The following is an 18,005-nucleotide window of genomic DNA, read 5'->3' as shown; positions in this document are numbered from 1 at the left end:
GAGGAGCATATATTCTATAAGGGATATTCCTATCTAAATTATAAATAAGAATACCCCATATAGTTATGAATTAATACCCCGGATTCTGATAAGCCTTTCGAGCCGCTTCATCCAGTGTCGTACCATTTTCATCGGTAAGCCTCACTAAGAAGGCATCAGGCCATGGCCGGAACGTATGAAATTTCTCCATTTGTCCTTTTCCATTTCCATTCTGACCGTTCCCGTTTGCGGTGTTACTTGCCACCGGCCACAAACCTGCGCGATTCGAAGCCATCTGGTTAAAGTGTACTGTTCGCTCGTAAAGAATACCTGCATTATGAAGATCCTCCCAAGCCAATCCTTCCGACATGAATTCTCTTGCTTTTTCATTGTAAATGAAATGAATAAACATATCGGCCTTAGACGTAATAGTTGGCATGTAACTTTCTTTTTCGGCTTCCGCGGTACCTGCCGTAAAATGGCTTTCCGATACTGCTATTTTATCGAACGTATTCGCTACACTTTGATAAGGCGCCTCGCGCTCCTCAGGCAATAAATCTTCTGCCTCCGCGTCCCAGTTCACGAGCACTTGTGGACGTTCCTCGCCTGCTTTGAAAGCAGCTCTCCGGCGCACGACGTTAATATCTTCTACCGCTAATCCATAATCTCCTTTGCGTCCGTAGGCTTCTGCGCGGATTAAGTAGGTTTCCGCGAGGCGCATTAAGATCGCATCGCGCGTACCCGATTCACTATTAAAATTAGCCTCATCGGCGCTTCCTCCACGCAAGGGGTCTACATGTTTTCTAGACGCTAAGTATGGTGCTGGTGCCCCTGTAGCAAGACCTAAATTTGAACCGTCAATAAACAGTCGGTAATAATATCTACCCGTAACTGCCGAGCGCACCCACCGAACAATAAACTGATACGGCTGGCTATGTACCATGGCAGAATCTAACGCTGTCTCTTTCGTGTTCTCCACATAAATAATGGCAGGTTGATTTTCCTTGATACGTTGTTCATTCGCTCTTACCGTAGGCGCATCAGCCGGCTTATTTGCATTCCACCAATTGGCCGCAGCGGTATTCCATGCATAGGAAGTACTGGTCGCCGCTGGCATATTGCTGATATATTGATGTTCGAACGTCTTTGCATAGCGCGAGTCATACATCCGATCGTGGAAGTTATCATATCCCCAATCCGTTGGTTTAAATGTTCCGAAAGGTCTTCCGTATTTCATCGAACGCTGTACACCCGATTGATTGGTATAATTACCTGTATGGTAGTTAGCCGAACGATTACCAAAGCGGCTGTGCAAGGTCAAGTTCACATCAAATTGTGCTGCCCACAAAACTTCAGGATGTGGATTTGTCTCGGATACCGCCGGATCAAACAGCGTCCAATAATCTGGAGCCAAACCTGTCGGTCCTCCAGCCAAGTTGATAACTTCACTTGCCACAGTAATGACGGAATCCAAATCTGTACTAACATTTCCTTTATACAACATTTTCAAATGCTCTTCAGAACTGGACTGAAATCCGGCCGCCTGCGCCCGGTTCAGATAAACCTTCGCTAAAAAATGACCTGCTGCTAGTTTTGTTACCCTACCCTGATCGGGTTGCGTTGTCGGTAAATACTCATAAGCAAATCTTACATCGGCAATAATCTGTTTATAGATATCTTCCAAACTTGCTTTGGGGTAATAATAAATTCCATTGTCTTCGCGCTTAGCGTCCAAGAGTAAAGGTACCGCCCCCAATTGATTTGAAATCAAATAATAAGCCCATGCCCGCAAAAAGCGTATTTCTGCTATACGGATATTTCTGAATTCTTCATCCTCCCCAAATCTACCCGGTGCCACCTCGTCGATCTGCGCCAACGCGATATTACAGTTATTGATATGCGGATAGGCTCCCATAGGGGCATAGTTGCTATTTTCTGAGCCTAAGAAGTTGTTGATATTTCCCGCAATACGACTCACATCGGTTCCATATTCACTGCTATTAAATTGTGCTACAGGTGCCGAAGCGGTTTGGTAACCATCGGTTTCCGTTTCGATAAGACGCGCACCGCTGCCATCCCATTCGTGTTTATTCCGAGCGTACACATACAACCCTTTGATCAACGATTCCAAGCCGCCTTCGTTGTTGTAAAAATCCTGTGTTAGATTAGATACCTGTCGCTCTTCCAAAAAATCTTTACACGACAAGAACATTGACCCAATTAATAACCCTATAATATATCTTTTCATGACTTTTCTTTTTTCTTGTTTAACACCCTAAAAATTCGCTCTGATACTAAACACATAAGATTGTGGTAAGATGGTATTGTTATTACTTCCCCCCAACGGATTACCATCTCCGGAAGGTCTTTCCCAATTGGTGTCATCATCTGGGTTATATCCCATTTTGACGGCTGACTTACCAAAAATAAACGGATTCATGACCTGTGTATTCAACTGCAACCCTTTAACAAATTGATTGGCTAGCCATTCCTTCGGCAAATCATAGGTCAAGGAGATGTTACGAACCGATATAAAAGAACCGTCGTGGAACTGCATCGCCACGCTGGTGTTTTCACGGCCTGGTAAATTACTAGCCATCGGCCAAGTTCCATTCGGGTTATCCCAAGACCATAGATCGTTCTCCACCCGTCCGTTCGGCCATATACCGCCATATGAATTCGGATATCCACCAAAGAAAGTCTGTCCCCAGCGCGCGTATATAAACGTACTTAAAGTCAAATCCTTGTATCGGAATGTATTTGTAATACCGCCCGACCATTTCGGTCTTGTTGTCCCCCGAATCACCATGTCATCGGCCGTAATACGATAATCGCCATTTTGATCGACTACCCGTACCGTACCTGGATAGAAACGGTGTCCGTTGGCGTTAAACTGTTCGATTTCCGCGAGATCTTCCGGCGTATTTTGCCACACACCGGCATTATCATACTGATAAAAAACCTGTAGAGGTTGACCAATAAACCAGCGATCCGCCAACATATCCTGTTTTCCGTTTTGCAATTCTACAATCTCCTCTTTATTGGTATTCCAGTTGATAGACGTAGACCAGGTAAAGTGCTCTTTCTGAATATTCACCGTATTCAAGGTGACCTCGTATCCGGTATTCCGTGTTCTCCCTACGTTCTCCAGCTTTTCAACATAGCCAGATACCGGAGGTAACGACCGTTCTAGGATAAGATCACTGGTATTTCCCTGATAAGCTTCCAATGAACCACTGACTCTACTGTTCCATAAATTAAAATCTATACCAATATTGTATTGCGCGGTTTGCTCCCAACCCAAAAATGGATTTCGAACCAGTTGCGGTAAATACCCAACAGCCGCCACATCGCCAAATGCATAGGGGTTTCTACTCAGCGGACCCGACGTGGTATAAGGGTTAACAGCTGAATTTCCCGTCACCCCGTATCCGCCACGTAGTTTCAACTCGTTGACCCAGGTAAGGGAAGACATAAAGTTTTCATCCATTACGTTCCAGGCAGCGGAAACAGAGGGGTAAAAACGCCATTTATGGTCTGGAGCTAATACCGACGCTCCATCGTAACGGCCAGTAGCCGTAATCAAATATTTCCCTTTATAGCCATAGTTCACACGCCCCATCCAAGACATCATTGTTTCTTCTGAAAACCCAGAACCATAGCCATTCGGCTTACCATTGGTATTCGCAGCAAGGTCGTACCAGTAGCTAATGTCGTAGATTGTCCCCGTTACATTGGTGGCTATATTTTCTCTTTGCTCTCGTTGAGCAGACTGTAGCAGAGTAACATTCAGCCGGTGGTCTTCCCCGAAATTCTGATCGATGTAGAGCAAGTTCTCAGCTACCCAGGAGAAACGCTGTTCATTGGTATATCCCGCCGTGTTGGGGCGATTGGTTAAATGCGTTGTCGCTTCTGGACCTGTCCAGGCGCCAGATCGATAATTACGAAACTGGGCACCGAAATTAAACCGGTATTTTAACCATGGTAACAATTGGAGTTCCGAAAATAAAGTGGGCGACACAGCATACGCTTTGCGCTCATTCTTCACCTGATCAATATCGATCAGTGGATTGTACAACTGCAGGTTTCCACCCGGATTAACAATCCAATTACCATCTTCACTCTGCGGTACCGCATAAGGAAATTGATTTAACGCTCTTGATAGTAGATCCTTGGAACCTGTGTTCGAGGTATTGTTGCCAAGAATACCATAGTTCTGTAACGAAGTCGACGCCATGATACTTGCGCCAAATGTCAACCAATCGGTCGGTTTGATATCCCCATTCAGATTTAAATTAATACGTTCATAATCTTGATCTTTTAACACACCTTGTTGATCAAAGTAGTCTAACGATGCATACAAACGTGATTTCTCAGTACCCGCCGACACCGACACCTGATGGTTTTGGGTTACGCCCGGTCTTGTCACCGCACCTACCCAGTCGTAGGTCGGAATATTACCCGAATTGTATATCGGTACCTCTTCCGGCCAGCCCATCGAACGTTCGGCTTCTGTAGTAGGCCGCATTTTCACGGTTTCGCCAAATACCTCCCATTCGTAACCCTGCCATACATTATTCCGTGTAATGATATCCTGTGAAAGCCCCATCTGACTCGCATCTAAAAATGGGTCAGGAAACCACATCGCCGTAGGCGAAAAACCGTCAGCAGGAATATTGGTGTTATACATACCGCCGTTCATGAGGCCTTCACGCCAACGATCAATATATTGTCCACCGTTCATCCAATCGGTGAGGGATTTATAATGATCGATTGTCGCGGTACCACGATAGTTTGCGGTAACCCTGCCCACCTGTCCTTTTTTGGTGGTCACTAAGATCACCCCGTTAGCCGCTCGGGAACCGTAAATCGCTGTTGCCGAAGCATCCTTTAGTACATCCAAGGTCTCAATATCATTGGGGCTAATATCGCCTAAACTACCACTTATCAACGGAATACCGTCAACGACAATCAATGGATCATTCTCTGCCCTCAAAGAACGGTTTCCGCGAATGGTAATCGCGGGTGTTTCTCCCGGCCGTATATTACTGCCGACACTTACACCTGCTGCTTTTCCCTGCAGGGCTTCTGATATATTTTGGACCGGTCGCTCTTGCAATTCTGCTCCCGAAACGCGTGAGATCGCACCGGTTACGTCTCGTTTACGCTGCGTACCGTAACCGACCACCACAATCTCCTCCAGATCCTGTTGATCCGGTTCCAGCGAAATATTGATTTGACTTCCACTGACAGCTACTTCTTTGGATAAATAGCCTATTACGCTAATAACGAGCGTTTGTCCTTGCGTTGCCTCGATACGAAAGCTACCGTCTGCATCCGTGCTGGACTGGATACTGCTTTCTTTTACCGATACCGTCGCGTTAGGGATAACTTCATTGGTTGATGCATCCGTTACCCTGCCACTGACAGCCTGTGTCTGTGCAGCCAAAAGAGATGCATAAAACATGCTACAGGTGATATAAAATACCACCGCCAGCATTCGAGAAATAAGTTTTTTTGGCGTAAAATGTTTCATGAAACAATGTTCTAATATGTGTTTATAATTTGAAATACCTTGACCGCTTCCTACAGCCCTCGTCACTAAGTTTACGGAGTTAATTTGCCGTAAAATTGCTGTTACAATTTATTCCTTACGAAGTTATCTTTTTGTTAAATCACTAGCAACCTGCGGTATCCTGCCTTATTTAATGTATACTCTCTACTGCTGTAACATCTCCTTTAGGTCAGGCTTTAATTCATCCGGATTCGCCTCCGTATAGGCCTCGAAGGTCAATTTAGAGTTATTATGGGTTAACCCTCCAATCAGTTCCAGTCCAATTTCCTGTTCTGGCTGAAAGGACGACGACGTCATATAATTGACAAGACTATGGTATAGATTTTTTCTGACCAGATTGTTCGTGCTATCGGAGAGGTCTGCCGAGGTCACCATGATCTTGCCCTTTCCCACTTTCGCCTCAAAAATTAATCCCAGCCGTCTATTCAGGAACCACGTATCAATCGGCTGTACCAACGGACGAAATGTGGTCGGGAAATCTTCCAAATGCATCACCTGTGTTTGATGCAGGATATCCCACCATTGCATCGTGCTATGGTTCTGTGTCGGGAAAGAAGCGAAAGCTACATGTGTTTCGTCGAGCGTGATGCCCAAGGTATGCGGTGGCCGCATCTTGAACCAAGAGGTGTTCCAGAATACGGGACGAAAATGTTGTGCTATCTCTTTGCCCTGTGTAATCTGCCCGGCTAAGTTCAAGAATACTTTTCCGCCTTGTTCCAGTACCTGACGCACGGTATCGTTCAACGATGTTGTATAGTAAATCTCACCGGAAAGAGCAGGTAAAGTTTTCGGGAAAATATAAAAATCCCAATCATTGCTGATCTGCGATCCCAGCAACCGAATTTCCAATTTCATCTCCCGGGCGTCTTCGATACCATCTAACGGAATATCGATAACGCCGATATTTTCATTAAGTCCAAGCGACACGCTATCTACGGTCAATTTCCCTTCTTTATATTTTTTTCTTTCGTCATTTAACAAACGCCAAATCAGGGTCGGTTTTTTCAAGGCATCTTGACCGTAATGTGCCACATCGACAGAAAAACGAATGTTTTCGGAATTATCGTAAACAAATTTTGCCGTCCGCATCAGCAGTACCGTTGTATCACAAGCTTTTCTGAATTCTGCGGCGTCGATATATCCCTTGTCATCCCAAAAGGCATCCAATAAACCCACCAACGCCGTACCCTGTCCCGGATAATCATTCAGGGATAACAGTTGGAAACCACTATAGTTGGGCGTACGGAAAGCGCGTTCCATTTCATGCTTATACGCCAATGCCTGAAGCTTTCCGGAGGCATGAAGAAACGTATTTGCCTGATCACCCATATGGTGGTCGTTTAAGTCTTCCTGAAAAAGCTCAAAGTTTTTGGCGCGGTACGCACCGGTATATTTTTTGATTTCTTCAAAATTAGGAAACACACAGTGCTGCCCCAATTCATGTGCTACAAAAGGCACGTCAAACTGTGCAATTTTAGCACTAAAGTCACGCTCACTCTCCGGTCTCCGATCCCATTCCACTCCCCTTGCACCGGCACGTACCATAAACTCATTATTGGGTATGACAGGCCAACTTCCCCCTACCGACGCTCCCGTATAGAGGCGGCGCGAGTCCTTCGCTTTCCAATAGTTGACGAAGGTAGTTAAGTAAGGAATTTGATTGCCTCGGGGTTCGTTTCCATACGCCATCATGCAGAAGGAGGCGTAATTGCCGTATTGCTGTGCCATACGATTTGTTTCCGCGTAAATATACTGATCGATGGGGTGACCTTGCCCTAATGATGAGCCGTGGTTCGCCCAACTTGGCCCTTCGGGCTGTAAATACATGCCAACGATATCGGCGGCTTGAAAAGCCGCTTCCGGCGGACACCAAGAGTGATAGCGAACGTGGTTCAGTCCGTACGATTTGATTTTTCGAAAAATCTTCAACCAGCTTTCCACATCCATATTGGGGTATCCTGTCAGCGGAAATACCGCATTATCACAGGTACCCCGTAAGAATGTCTTCCGACCATTCACGTAAAAATAGTGCCCCACTGCTTTAAATTCCCGCATACCAAAGGTCACTTTTCGCTCATCGAGCAACTCTTCTCCATCGTATAAACGGAACGTTGTTCGATACAGGTTAGGATTGAACTCATCCCATAATAGCATATCTTCTCCTAACGTCATTGTTAAATTTACGGTATCGGCTTGGTTTGTCACGTGCAACAACTCCGTGTGGACCGCAGTCGTGTGTTGGTTATTGCTGTTGAAGGCTTCTGCGATATACCGTATCCGTAATTTTCTGGGACGAGTGGTCTGCACATTTAGCCGAATAGCGGCCGTTTTCTGATGGATATCCGGATAGATCTGAATATCCTCTAGATGAACTTTCGATCGCTTTTCAATACCGATACGACCCGTTATTCCGTTCCAATTGCCTTGCGTATGATCGGTCAGGCTATGCGAATCTGGTCCAACATTGATCTCCTTGATCCGATTGTCCACCCGGATGGTCAATGTGTTCTTGCCGGCTTTCACCACATCTGCAAGTTTAAATTGGTGTGCAACAACCATGCTGTTTTGTGCACCCACCAAATGACCGTTCACCCATACCGCCGTTTCGGTATGTGGCTGTTCCAAGAAAAGGTTCAGATGCTGTTTCAGGTCGCTGGCTGAAAGCTGAAAATCCCGCTGGTACCATGCCGGTCCGACATAATGTTTCAAAGGGCTAAGCCAAAACGGCAGCTTAATATTGCCCGTTTGCCTAAATTTTTCCAGCCGTGGATGGTAATAGAATGAACTGTCATAGATGCTTCCTGTCCACTGCGTTTCCAGTGTAATGTCGTCGCCAATATTTTGCTCGATCAGTGATCCCGGCAACTTTACATCGTCTGCAAGACGTTGATTGAACCACTGGTCTTTTATACCCCGATCTGTTTTATCGAGCGCAAAACGCCAGGTACCGGAGAGATCCAGAAAATGTTGCTGCGCTTGTAAAGCGGAAACAGTAAGCAGAAAAAGGGCGGTAAAAAACAAATATCTATACATGGCAGCCATCGTCTTTATAATCGATTCACATTTGGTATTTCCAAAGATATCGATCTGCGCTGTCCCGGGCAACCTGCGGTAACCTGTTCCTCCACCCCGTACTTTCACCTCATGCAGAAAGCTCTTACTCCACCCAACTCACCCATTTTGTATCGTCATTCCAACCCGCTTTCACAATCGTTTCAATAAACTGCATGCCTCTCACCCCGTCGTTCACGTCGGGAAAATCCAACATTTCCGCTGTTGGGTGTTCGCCTGCTTTATGCGCGGCTACCGTAAGCGCGAAATTACGGTAAATATTAGCGAAAGCCTCGATAAAGCCTTCGGGATGTCCTCCCGGCGTTCGTATATTCCATTGCGCGCGTTGGCTTAAATAAGGATAGTCTCCACCGATATAAATAATTTGCTCGGGAGTATGGCTGGTATTGAAGAATAACTTATTGGGATCTTCCTGCACCCATTTTAGGCTGCCCTTCTCGCCATAGACACGGATACTAATATTGTTTGCATTGCCAATAGCGATCTGACTGGCCGCTAGCAAAGCCTTTACACCCTGTTCCATCCGCATCATGGCTGTGCCATCGTCGTCAATAGGACGCCCGGGGACAAAGGTGTTCAGTTCGGCACACATCTCTTTAACCTTCAATCCGGAGATATATTCACAAAGATGCCATGCATGCGTGCCAATATCGCCCATACAGCCTGCCTTTCCGGACAGCTTGGGGTCTGTACGCCAACCGGCATTGTTTCCGCTTTCGATTTCGATACGTTCTGCCAGCCAGCCTTGCGGATATTCTACATAGATGCGGCGTAGCTTACCAAGTTCGCCTGCGGTTATTCTCGTCTTCATCTCCTTCACCGCGGGATAACCAGCATAGACGTGTGTCACCGCTAATATCAATCCGGTTTCCGTTACTTTCTGCTGCAAGATCTTTGCCTCTTCTAAAGAGAATGTCATAGGCTTATCCACCACAACATGCATACCGTTGTCCAGGGCGAGCATAGCCGGTTCGAAATGATGGTTATTCGGCGTGACGATAACGACGAAATCCATCCGCTCCTCCTCCGGTAGTGCGATCTCCCGCGCAAACATCTCCTGATAGGAGCTATATATACGGTTGTCGGGAAGGTTATAAAACCTTCCCGACTCTTTAGAGACCTCCGGCTTTGAACTGAAACAACCACAAACCAGTTCGATCTTATTTTCCATAAGGGCGGCCCGCAAGTGAATGGCACCGATAAAACCGGTGAGACCACCACCAACCATGCCCATCTTTAACTTTCTACTTTTCATATTCCACGATAAACAAGGTTAATCTTTTGCAAAAAAAGCATCAAAAGCATGCTTTGAAGCTTGAAAGTCGATACGTTTCGTAAACGCACAGGATTCCCGCGCACCATGCTCACGGTCCATCGCACTATCTTCCCATTCTATAGATAATGGCCCTTGATAATCAATAACATTCAGTGCGCGAACAATCTCTTCAAAATTGATTTTACCTCTTCCGACGCTTCTGAAGTTCCAATAACGACGCGGGTCACCAAAAGGGACATGCCCGCCAAAAACACCTACTTGTTTGGGTGTATCACTCCAATAGACATCTTTCATGTGGACATGAAAAATCCGCTCTGGAAACTGGTAAATAAAATCCACGTAATCCACACGTTGATAGCCTAGATGACTCGGATCATAATTAAACCCGAAAGCAGGATGATGATCGACTGCCTCTAATGCGCGACGAGCCGAAAAAGTATCAAACGCAATCTCCGTAGGATGTACTTCCAGCGCAAAACGGACACCTATTTTCTCAAACGCATCCAGAATGGGAATGAAACGGTGGGCAAATGCTTTATACCCTTCTTCAATCATCGATTCGGGAACGGGAGGGAACGCATATAGCAAATGCCATATCGGACTTCCGGTAAATCCGACAACCGTATTTACACCTAATGCTTTTGCGGCTTTTGCCGTTAATATCAATTCAGCTGCCGCACGTTGCCGAACACCTTCAGGCTCGCCGTCGCCCCATATATAATCCGGCAAAATACCTTTATGCCGCCCGTCAATTCTATCGCATACCGCTTGTCCGACCAAGTGCGAAGAAATCGTTTTTAGCTGCAATCCATACTTTCCCAACAGGTCTTTGATGCCCTTATAATATTCGGCATCCGTTTGCCGTACGTCCAAATGATCGGGTAATCCAAGTTCCAGTCCGTCGTAGCCAAATTCTTTTGCTTTGATACATACATCCTCCAAGGATAGATCTCCCCATTGGAGCGAGTATAATGTTACTAATCGAGCCATATTATCTATTTATAAGTTGCGTAGTCCGTGTTGTTAAATTTGGGGCAGTTTATAACCGTTATGGTATGCCGATACCAGATAACGATTCGCCTCTATGTCCGTAAATTTTCGATTTTCTTTATCCCAGTAGAGTTTCTTTCCGGTTCGGTAAGCAATATTTCCCATCTGCGAAAAGATCGCAATATGTGCTCCTGCTTCGATTGGCGCATGCAATAAAGTTTGGTCATTACGCTGTATGGCTTGTACGAAATTTGCCATATGGTTGTCCAGACCACTATCCTGACTTTTTTGAAACGACACGGCCGCCATCCGCTCGCCTTCCGGGATAACTTCCCATCCCCTTCTGTTCAGTACGAGTGTACCGTTATTACCGATAAACGCAACCCCGTGATCTTTGCCATAAGGTCCAAGGTCTATACCCGTAGCATGCTCCCACTGTATATTAAAATCATCAAATTCAAATACCGTCGTTAACGTATCTGGCGTTTCTGCCGCATCATCGGGATAGGCAAACTTCCCCCCTGCAGCCATCACCGATTTCGGATCGGACACCTTCATGCCTAACAATGCGTAATCCAACATATGCACGCCCCAATCGGTCATCAGCCCACCGGCATAATCCCAAAACCAACGAAATTCAAAGTGGAAACGATTAGGGTTGAACGGCCTTTCTTTTGCCGGACCTAGCCACTGATCGTAATGGACACCTGCCGGAATTGGCTCATCGGGTTTTACCGGTATACTTTTCATCCAACCTTGATAGGCCCAGGCCTTCACCAACCTAATTTTCCCCAGTTTGCCCGAATGCACAAAATTTATGGCATCCCTAAAATGTTGTTGACTACGTTGCCATTGTCCGACCTGTACAATACTATTGTGTTTTTGTGCCGCGGCCACCATGAGCTCACATTCGCCGATAGAATTTCCTATTGGCTTTTCCACATACACATGCTTACCCGCTTTTACTGCATCTACTAATTGTAGACAATGCCAATGGTCAGGTGTTCCGATGATGACGGTATCCACGAGATCGCCTTCCAACAACTCTTTATAATTGATAAAGCGTTTGACTTCAATCTGCTTCTTCCGGAGTTCCTCTATACGCTGGTCTAAAATGCGTTCGTCGACATCGCATAAGGCCGTACATTGCACGTTAGGTTGCTTCAGTAAGGCCATTAAGTTAGCCCATCCCATCCCTTTTACACCGATGAGCCCCACTTTAAGTGTTTTGCTTTCGGCGGAAAAAGCATTTGCTTTATAAAACATGGTGGAAGCCGCTAACACAGCAGCACTTTTAATAAAACTTTTTCTTTTCATCATATAAGTTTTTAATTATACAGGTACATTTAACTCCCCTTAATCTTTTGGTAACAGATTAAAGGAAACCGGTTGCATAAATATGCAATTAGCGGTTTAAGTTACATTTAATGAATAACTTTTACAACATCTGCCTATAAAATCACAGGAAAAATCCTGTCAGAATTCGTATCCCTCTATGTGTATAAACTAATCATTTTAAATTGCAGTTAGCTAAATAAGATACAAGTATTATATAGGCGCAAGACTGCAACCTGTAATAACATGCCCTCTTACTTTACGCAGTACCAAAGTAACACCTATGTGTTACTTCGCTTCAAAGACTGCTATAATATACCAATATCTGATCCAACAGCACACCTTCATCCAACGCAGCGATTTTGATTCGCCCTTTTTCTTTCCCTTTGATCGGGAGGCTTATTTTGCGGATAGCCTGGTTTCGGAAAACATTCATTTTCCACTCTTCACTGCGTCCCTGAGTTTTGTAAGACACCACTTGAAGCGGTTCATCATCCAAGGCAATACCAAACCGGATATCGCTTCCTGATACAGGGTGTACCGGCAATAACCTGACCTCCACAAGCAACGAATCGCCAACTAGGCTGGCCATATCGTAATAAACTTCCGTACCTTCTGTTATAGAGACTGCTCTTCCTTCGTGGCCCAAGCCTTCAACAGCTTGTGTATATCCCTGAAAGTCCGTTCCATTGAGTTTCATCGGCGGTTGTATATCTGCAACCATGGGACTGGATGCTACCTCCTCTTTTACGCGATCAAACACCGGCAGGTTGCGCGGTTTATAATCCATCATGCGGTTCCATTTGCCACCGTTCAGCTGGTTATATGTTTGCGTGAGCGACACGATACGCTCGAAAGCATCATGGCTCTGCTGCCAGTCCGCCTTTCCATGGCGTGCCAGCTGTGCATACAGTATCTTTTTGTTCATCTCCACCGCTCCCTGTATCGGATAGGCTACCAATTGAAAGAATGCGTCTTTCTTCTCTGAGGAAACTTGATCGGACAACGCGTTTGCCTGTGCCGAGAGCGTTAAATATGCGGTCAGTCTATCGTTCACCGTTCTTTCACTCCAAGGCAGATCACGTACCGTCCGGTAGTATGCACGATCAGCCTCTTCTTCGCGTGTGTTGCCCATAAACTCCGGTTTACGGATATGCGCCAAGCGATAATGTTCCTGCATAAGCGGCAGTAATTCCCTACCTACTTCGGCTCCGAAACTACGCGCCAACCAATTTTGAAGATGCTGAGCTACGCCCATGGTGTTCACGCGATCGATATCCCAAGCCATGTCCAAAAAGAGCTCTGTTTGATATTCGCCGGGTTTGATATCGCCCACATTGACGATCCATATCTTACGCACGTCATGCTCATAAGCCATCTTCATCTGCTGGTGGATCAGCGCAGGACTCATCGTGGAGAGCCAGAGATAATCATGCGGCCTGCCCCAATAGGAAATATGGTAATATATGCCGTTGCCTCCGGCCCGTTGTTTCTCTTTCGCATCCGGAAAATGGGTGATATATCCATAATTATCGTCACACCACATCAACGTTGCATAATCGGGCACCTTCATCCCAGCACGGTATACATCCAATACTTCCTTATAGGGAATAACCACCTGTGGAATCTGTGAGGGATCGGGATTGATATAGGTTTTTAAAAGTTCGGTCTGGTCAACAATAACTTGATCAATAGCTTCTTTATATTCTGCTACTCCCTTTACACCTTCCATCCTGCCATCGTGTTTCCCGCGCATCCCAAGGGTAAAGATATTGTTGGAATTACCCAGTTCTTTCAATCGATCACTCCAATACGAAACCACATTTTCTTTATTTGTAAGGTAATTATAACGTCCTTCGCCAACGATATCCCATTCTGTAGCACTGTTTCGCGCCAGCGGCTCGCAGTGGGAGGACCCGATATAGATTCCATATTTCTCCGATGCTTCCCGGTTGCCCTGAACAAAATAAAATGGAACGGTTACTTCATGCATCGCCGGCCAAATGGTGTTTGCACGCAACCGCAGCAAGAGTTCAAAAATCCGGCTATAGGTTTTTGGACCGATGGTCTGCATCTTTTTTGTTTTATCTGGATCAATGCCCTCTTTTATCTTGGCTTCCGGCTCGAATGTTTTGGCGCTCCAGGGTGTCAGCCCCCAATCTTCATCATTCAGGAAAATGCCCCGATACTGTACATCGGGACGTTGGGTATCCTGGAAACCGGCCGGCAAGACCACTTCTGTTTGACGCTCGGGTACCACGTCAGCCCACCATACCCACGGCGAGACACCAATTAAACGGGAAAGTTCCAATACGCCATAGGCAGCACCGTGCGGGTCACTTCCGATGACGAACAGGTAATTTTCGTTACCTTGCTGTATAGACTGTATATGAAATGCCTCCCATTGTCCTACGACCGATGTTACATCGATCTTGTAAGTGGAGAGCAGCTTATCAAACGTTTTGTCTTCGCCGGGAATACCCACCAATATGGCTCCGTTATCAAGCTTATTCGCCAGTTGAAAAGGGTGTCCGGCAACATGTTCCGAATCGCTCAGCAACATTTCCAAAGCAGTCTGTACCAAGGCGGTTTGCCCACCGTAATATATGGATGTCCCTTGTCCTTTGCTAATCAGCTTAAATCCGTCTTGTGCGTAACTTCCTACATTGACAAACAAGAAAAATAGGATTCCGAATATTCTCATATCTTGTAAATTTAAATTTTATAAGTGGAGCAGGCTGCCTGCTCCGTTATGACTATTTCTTCGATTCATTTTTTTAACTTCCTGTATACGAATACTTTGTATACCGCTTTGTTTTTAGACAACCGATTATTGCTGCTGGCGTATAGCCCCACTCCTAAGCCATTAAATCGATTAATGGGGCTATCTGCCAATGCCGTCAAATCCTGTCTTTTTCCGATTGGTTTCATCTGTGTTTCGGACGCTCCAAAATAGAATTTTATATCCAGGCCTGTTACCTTCACCTGAAAATATACATCGGCTTTATCATACGGAACCTGTTCAACCAACTGTTTCTCCCCTTCAATTTTTCTATAGAGTGCTACTGTTGATTTTTCCTTCGCTAAGAAATAATAATTATCAGTAGCCCGATAGAGTATAAGTCCAGCATGTTCATTGGCTAATGTTGTTTTCATAGACAATTTAGTCATTGCCTGAAAATAATGATCCGTCACCCGTTGAAGCAATATTGGAACAGCAGATAAGCTGTCTACAGATTCCTTCATCAATTGCATCTCTAACTTATTCCCAACTAGTTTATAAAACGGATATCGAGGAGCACGAACAGAATACCAGCTTTTATCCCCATGATGCAGTACTTTTTTTTCATTCCAAGGCGTCCAAGGTAAATTCGGACGTTGTTGTTCTAAAAGAACTTTACCATACCCGGCATTAAATATTGGCGTTTCCCCTTCAAAATCTACTTTGCATAGAAACGTTTCTCTCCCTAGGGGCACTTTATTATTAACAGTACGCTTGCCAAGCACGACCGACCACCATTCTCCGTACTGCGTTTGTACCAGATCCGCATGACCGATAGCTTGCAGCGGATAATCTTCACCTAAATGTCGATGGGTCAGTACCGGATTAATTTGATCAGCGACATAAGGTCCAAAAATAGAATTGCTATGATGTACCGAAACAGAATGGTTCTCGTCGGTACCACCTTCCCCAATCATCAATAAGTAGCGACCGTTCACCTTATAGATATGTGGTGCTTCCGCATACCGGGCATTATTAGCATGCCCGTGGATCAACATTTTCGGCTCACCGATCAACTTTTGTTCTTTTAAGTTTATCTCCTGTATCCATATCGTACATTTTCCCGGCCAACTATCATCATACTTAATATCCCATCTGTTTCCGGTGTAATAGCATTTACCGTCCTCATCCCAGAATAAGCTCGGGTCAATGCCCGGAGCATCCTCTATCCAAACCGGATCCGACCAAGGCCCCGCTGGATTTCTTGCTGTAATATAGAAATTTCCGCCACACGTATTACATGTTGTAATAATATAGAATACTCCCTCATGATAACGAATAGTGGGTGCCCATATTCCATTTTTCTCTACAACAGAACTCATATCCAGCTGATCCGATCGCTCAATACCATGCCCTATCAACTTCCAATTCGTCAGATCTTTACTATGATAAATCGGTAACCCCGGATACCACGCAAACGAAGAAGTGACTAAATAGTAATCATCTTCTACTCTACAAATAGAGGGATCTGGATTAAAACCAGGCAATATCGGATTACGGAATGTTTCCGGTATATCTTGGGCATTCGCCCAGATCAGGCAACAAAACAAAATAACTGTAAAAAATATTTTCATCGTGTTCTCTTAACCTGCTATTTCATCACAAAGCCTTCTACATTCTTTGTCTGAATTTCTTCTTCGGAAGCGTTAACAAGCGTCACATTTTTCAAGTGGATGTTGCGTACGGGCAAATCCGCATTCCCATTTATCTTGGCGACAAACTTGGCGTCCTTTGCCTGTACATTTTCTAAGTAGATATCCTGAACCGGTGTCAATTTCCGAACCACGGTTGGCACTAACGTACGCCACTGATATAATACATCCGTATCAATTCCTAGAATACCTTCCCGGATCGCATTGGCGTCAATATTTTTGAAATATACATGCTTAACATGGCCGCCCATACGCTCGTTCGTTTTGATGAATAATAGGTGCATCAATTTCTCGTTATCATCTGCCACTTTACAATTTTCAACATAGATATTTTCGATACCTCCGGATAATTCACTGCCTATCGCGAGTAATTGGTGTCCGTCTTTGACCAGACAGTTCCGTACGACAATATTTTTAGACGGCGTTTTCAGTCGCCAGCCTTCCGGATTTCTGCCCGACTTGATCGCAATAGCATCATCTCCTTGATCGAATACGCAATTTTCTATTAACACGTTCTGGCTCATCTCCGGGTCAATGCCGTCGTTGTTATGTCCGTGGGCATACATATCGATACCCCTGACAATGATATCTTTGGACAGATAAAGATGTAAGGTCCAAAATGGGCTGTTGCGTATCTGGATATCTTCGACCAATACGTTCTCACAACGGTTAAACTGGATAAACTGCGGGCGCATATTCGATGTATCATTGACCATATTTCTGTCTTCTACCGGCACGCGATCCTGCGCCCAGTTATATAAGCGTTTGATACTTTCCATGTGTGCCGACGGACGCGGGAACCATTTACGCCATTGGCTGATATCTGCCCTGACCTCTCCTTTTCCCGTAATCGCGACATTCTTCGCCTCGAACGCATAGATCAGTGGCGAATAATTGTAGCATTCCAATCCTTCCCAAGTGGTAAATACAGCCGGTAGATAATCCTGTGGATCGGGCGAAAACAACAATACGGCACCTTCGGAAAGATGGAGATTCACATTGCTCTTCAAATGAATTTTCTTGGTTTTCCATTCGCCCGCCGGGATAATCACATTTCCCCCGGCAATGGCAGCTTTCGCGATGGCTTTCTCAATGGCTATAGCATTTTTTTCTTTATCTTCTGGTTCTGCACCATAATCCGTAATGACAAAATCCGCAACTCGTGCAAAGTTCGGTGTTTTGATCTTCGGCATCTTAAAAGGTGCCTCCACGCTGACTTGTTGTAGTATTACTTGGTTTTTCTGAGCAGCAAGTCTGCCTCCGGTAAGGAAAAAAAGAACCAAGAGCAATATCATCCTATATGTATTCCTCGTTTTCATCATCGTCATTTAACTTATTCGTTAT

At 45.2% G+C, this 18,005-nt stretch carries 9 protein-coding genes; all 9 read right to left on the bottom strand.

Annotation, left to right across the window (positions count from 1 at the left end; translation table 11 throughout):
- Nucleotides 1–70: 70 nt before the first annotated feature.
- The gene (locus H8B17_RS03930; protein WP_190307834.1) at nt 71–2,227 is read right to left on the bottom strand and encodes a RagB/SusD family nutrient uptake outer membrane protein; all 2,157 of its coding nucleotides are present in this window, start codon (nt 2,225–2,227) and stop codon (nt 71–73) included.
- 27 nt (nt 2,228–2,254) lie between these two features.
- Entirely contained in the window at nt 2,255–5,515 is a 3,261-nt protein-coding gene (locus H8B17_RS03925) for a SusC/RagA family TonB-linked outer membrane protein (protein ID WP_190307833.1), read from the bottom strand.
- A gap of 183 nt (nt 5,516–5,698) precedes the next feature.
- A complete protein-coding gene (locus H8B17_RS03920) occupies nt 5,699–8,695 on the bottom strand; it encodes an exo-beta-1,4-galactosidase (RefSeq protein ID WP_317170984.1) in 2,997 nt (998 codons plus the stop codon).
- Between the two features lie 16 nt (nt 8,696–8,711).
- The gene (locus H8B17_RS03915) at nt 8,712–9,881 is read right to left on the bottom strand and encodes a Gfo/Idh/MocA family protein (protein ID WP_190307832.1); all 1,170 of its coding nucleotides are present in this window, start codon (nt 9,879–9,881) and stop codon (nt 8,712–8,714) included.
- An 18-nt stretch (nt 9,882–9,899) separates the two neighbouring features.
- On the bottom strand, nt 9,900–10,892 hold the full coding sequence (locus tag H8B17_RS03910; RefSeq protein ID WP_190307831.1) for a sugar phosphate isomerase/epimerase family protein: 993 nt from the start codon (nt 10,890–10,892) through the stop codon (nt 9,900–9,902).
- A gap of 33 nt (nt 10,893–10,925) precedes the next feature.
- Nucleotides 10,926–12,212 carry a Gfo/Idh/MocA family protein gene (locus tag H8B17_RS03905; protein WP_190307830.1) on the bottom strand — a complete coding sequence of 429 codons (1,287 nt, stop codon included), beginning with the start codon at nt 12,210–12,212 and terminating at the stop codon, nt 10,926–10,928.
- Between the two features lie 313 nt (nt 12,213–12,525).
- Nucleotides 12,526–14,931, bottom strand: a complete 2,406-nt coding sequence (locus tag H8B17_RS03900; RefSeq protein ID WP_190307829.1) for a glycosyl hydrolase 115 family protein — start codon at nt 14,929–14,931, stop codon at nt 12,526–12,528.
- A 65-nt stretch (nt 14,932–14,996) separates the two neighbouring features.
- The gene (locus tag H8B17_RS03895; RefSeq protein WP_190307828.1) at nt 14,997–16,583 is read right to left on the bottom strand and encodes a glycoside hydrolase family 43 protein; all 1,587 of its coding nucleotides are present in this window, start codon (nt 16,581–16,583) and stop codon (nt 14,997–14,999) included.
- Between the two features lie 17 nt (nt 16,584–16,600).
- Nucleotides 16,601–17,983 (bottom strand): glycoside hydrolase family 28 protein, encoded by a 1,383-nt coding sequence (locus H8B17_RS03890; protein ID WP_223816353.1) that lies wholly within the window; start codon nt 17,981–17,983, stop codon nt 16,601–16,603.
- Nucleotides 17,984–18,005: the final 22 nt, after the last annotated feature.

Source organism: Sphingobacterium arenae (assembly GCF_014692505.1).
Lineage (GTDB): Bacteria > Bacteroidota > Bacteroidia > Sphingobacteriales > Sphingobacteriaceae > Sphingobacterium > Sphingobacterium arenae.
The sequence above is the reverse complement of the archived record's forward strand: the minus strand, read 5'-3'. Positions and strand labels throughout refer to the sequence as shown.

Excerpts from the sequence above, each read along its gene's own strand:
- H8B17_RS03930 (WP_190307834.1), bottom strand. The coding sequence starts at position 2,227 with ATGAAAAGATATATTATAGGGTTATTAATTGGGTCAATGTTCTTGTCG.
- H8B17_RS03925 (WP_190307833.1), bottom strand. The coding sequence starts at position 5,515 with ATGAAACATTTTACGCCAAAAAAACTTATTTCTCGAATGCTGGCGGTG.
- H8B17_RS03915 (WP_190307832.1), bottom strand. The coding sequence starts at position 9,881 with ATGAAAAGTAGAAAGTTAAAGATGGGCATGGTTGGTGGTGGTCTCACC.
- H8B17_RS03910 (WP_190307831.1), bottom strand. The coding sequence starts at position 10,892 with ATGGCTCGATTAGTAACATTATACTCGCTCCAATGGGGAGATCTATCC.
- H8B17_RS03905 (WP_190307830.1), bottom strand. The coding sequence starts at position 12,212 with ATGATGAAAAGAAAAAGTTTTATTAAAAGTGCTGCTGTGTTAGCGGCT.
- H8B17_RS03900 (WP_190307829.1), bottom strand. The coding sequence starts at position 14,931 with ATGAGAATATTCGGAATCCTATTTTTCTTGTTTGTCAATGTAGGAAGT.
- H8B17_RS03895 (WP_190307828.1), bottom strand. The coding sequence starts at position 16,583 with ATGAAAATATTTTTTACAGTTATTTTGTTTTGTTGCCTGATCTGGGCG.
- H8B17_RS03890 (WP_223816353.1), bottom strand. The coding sequence starts at position 17,983 with ATGATGAAAACGAGGAATACATATAGGATGATATTGCTCTTGGTTCTT.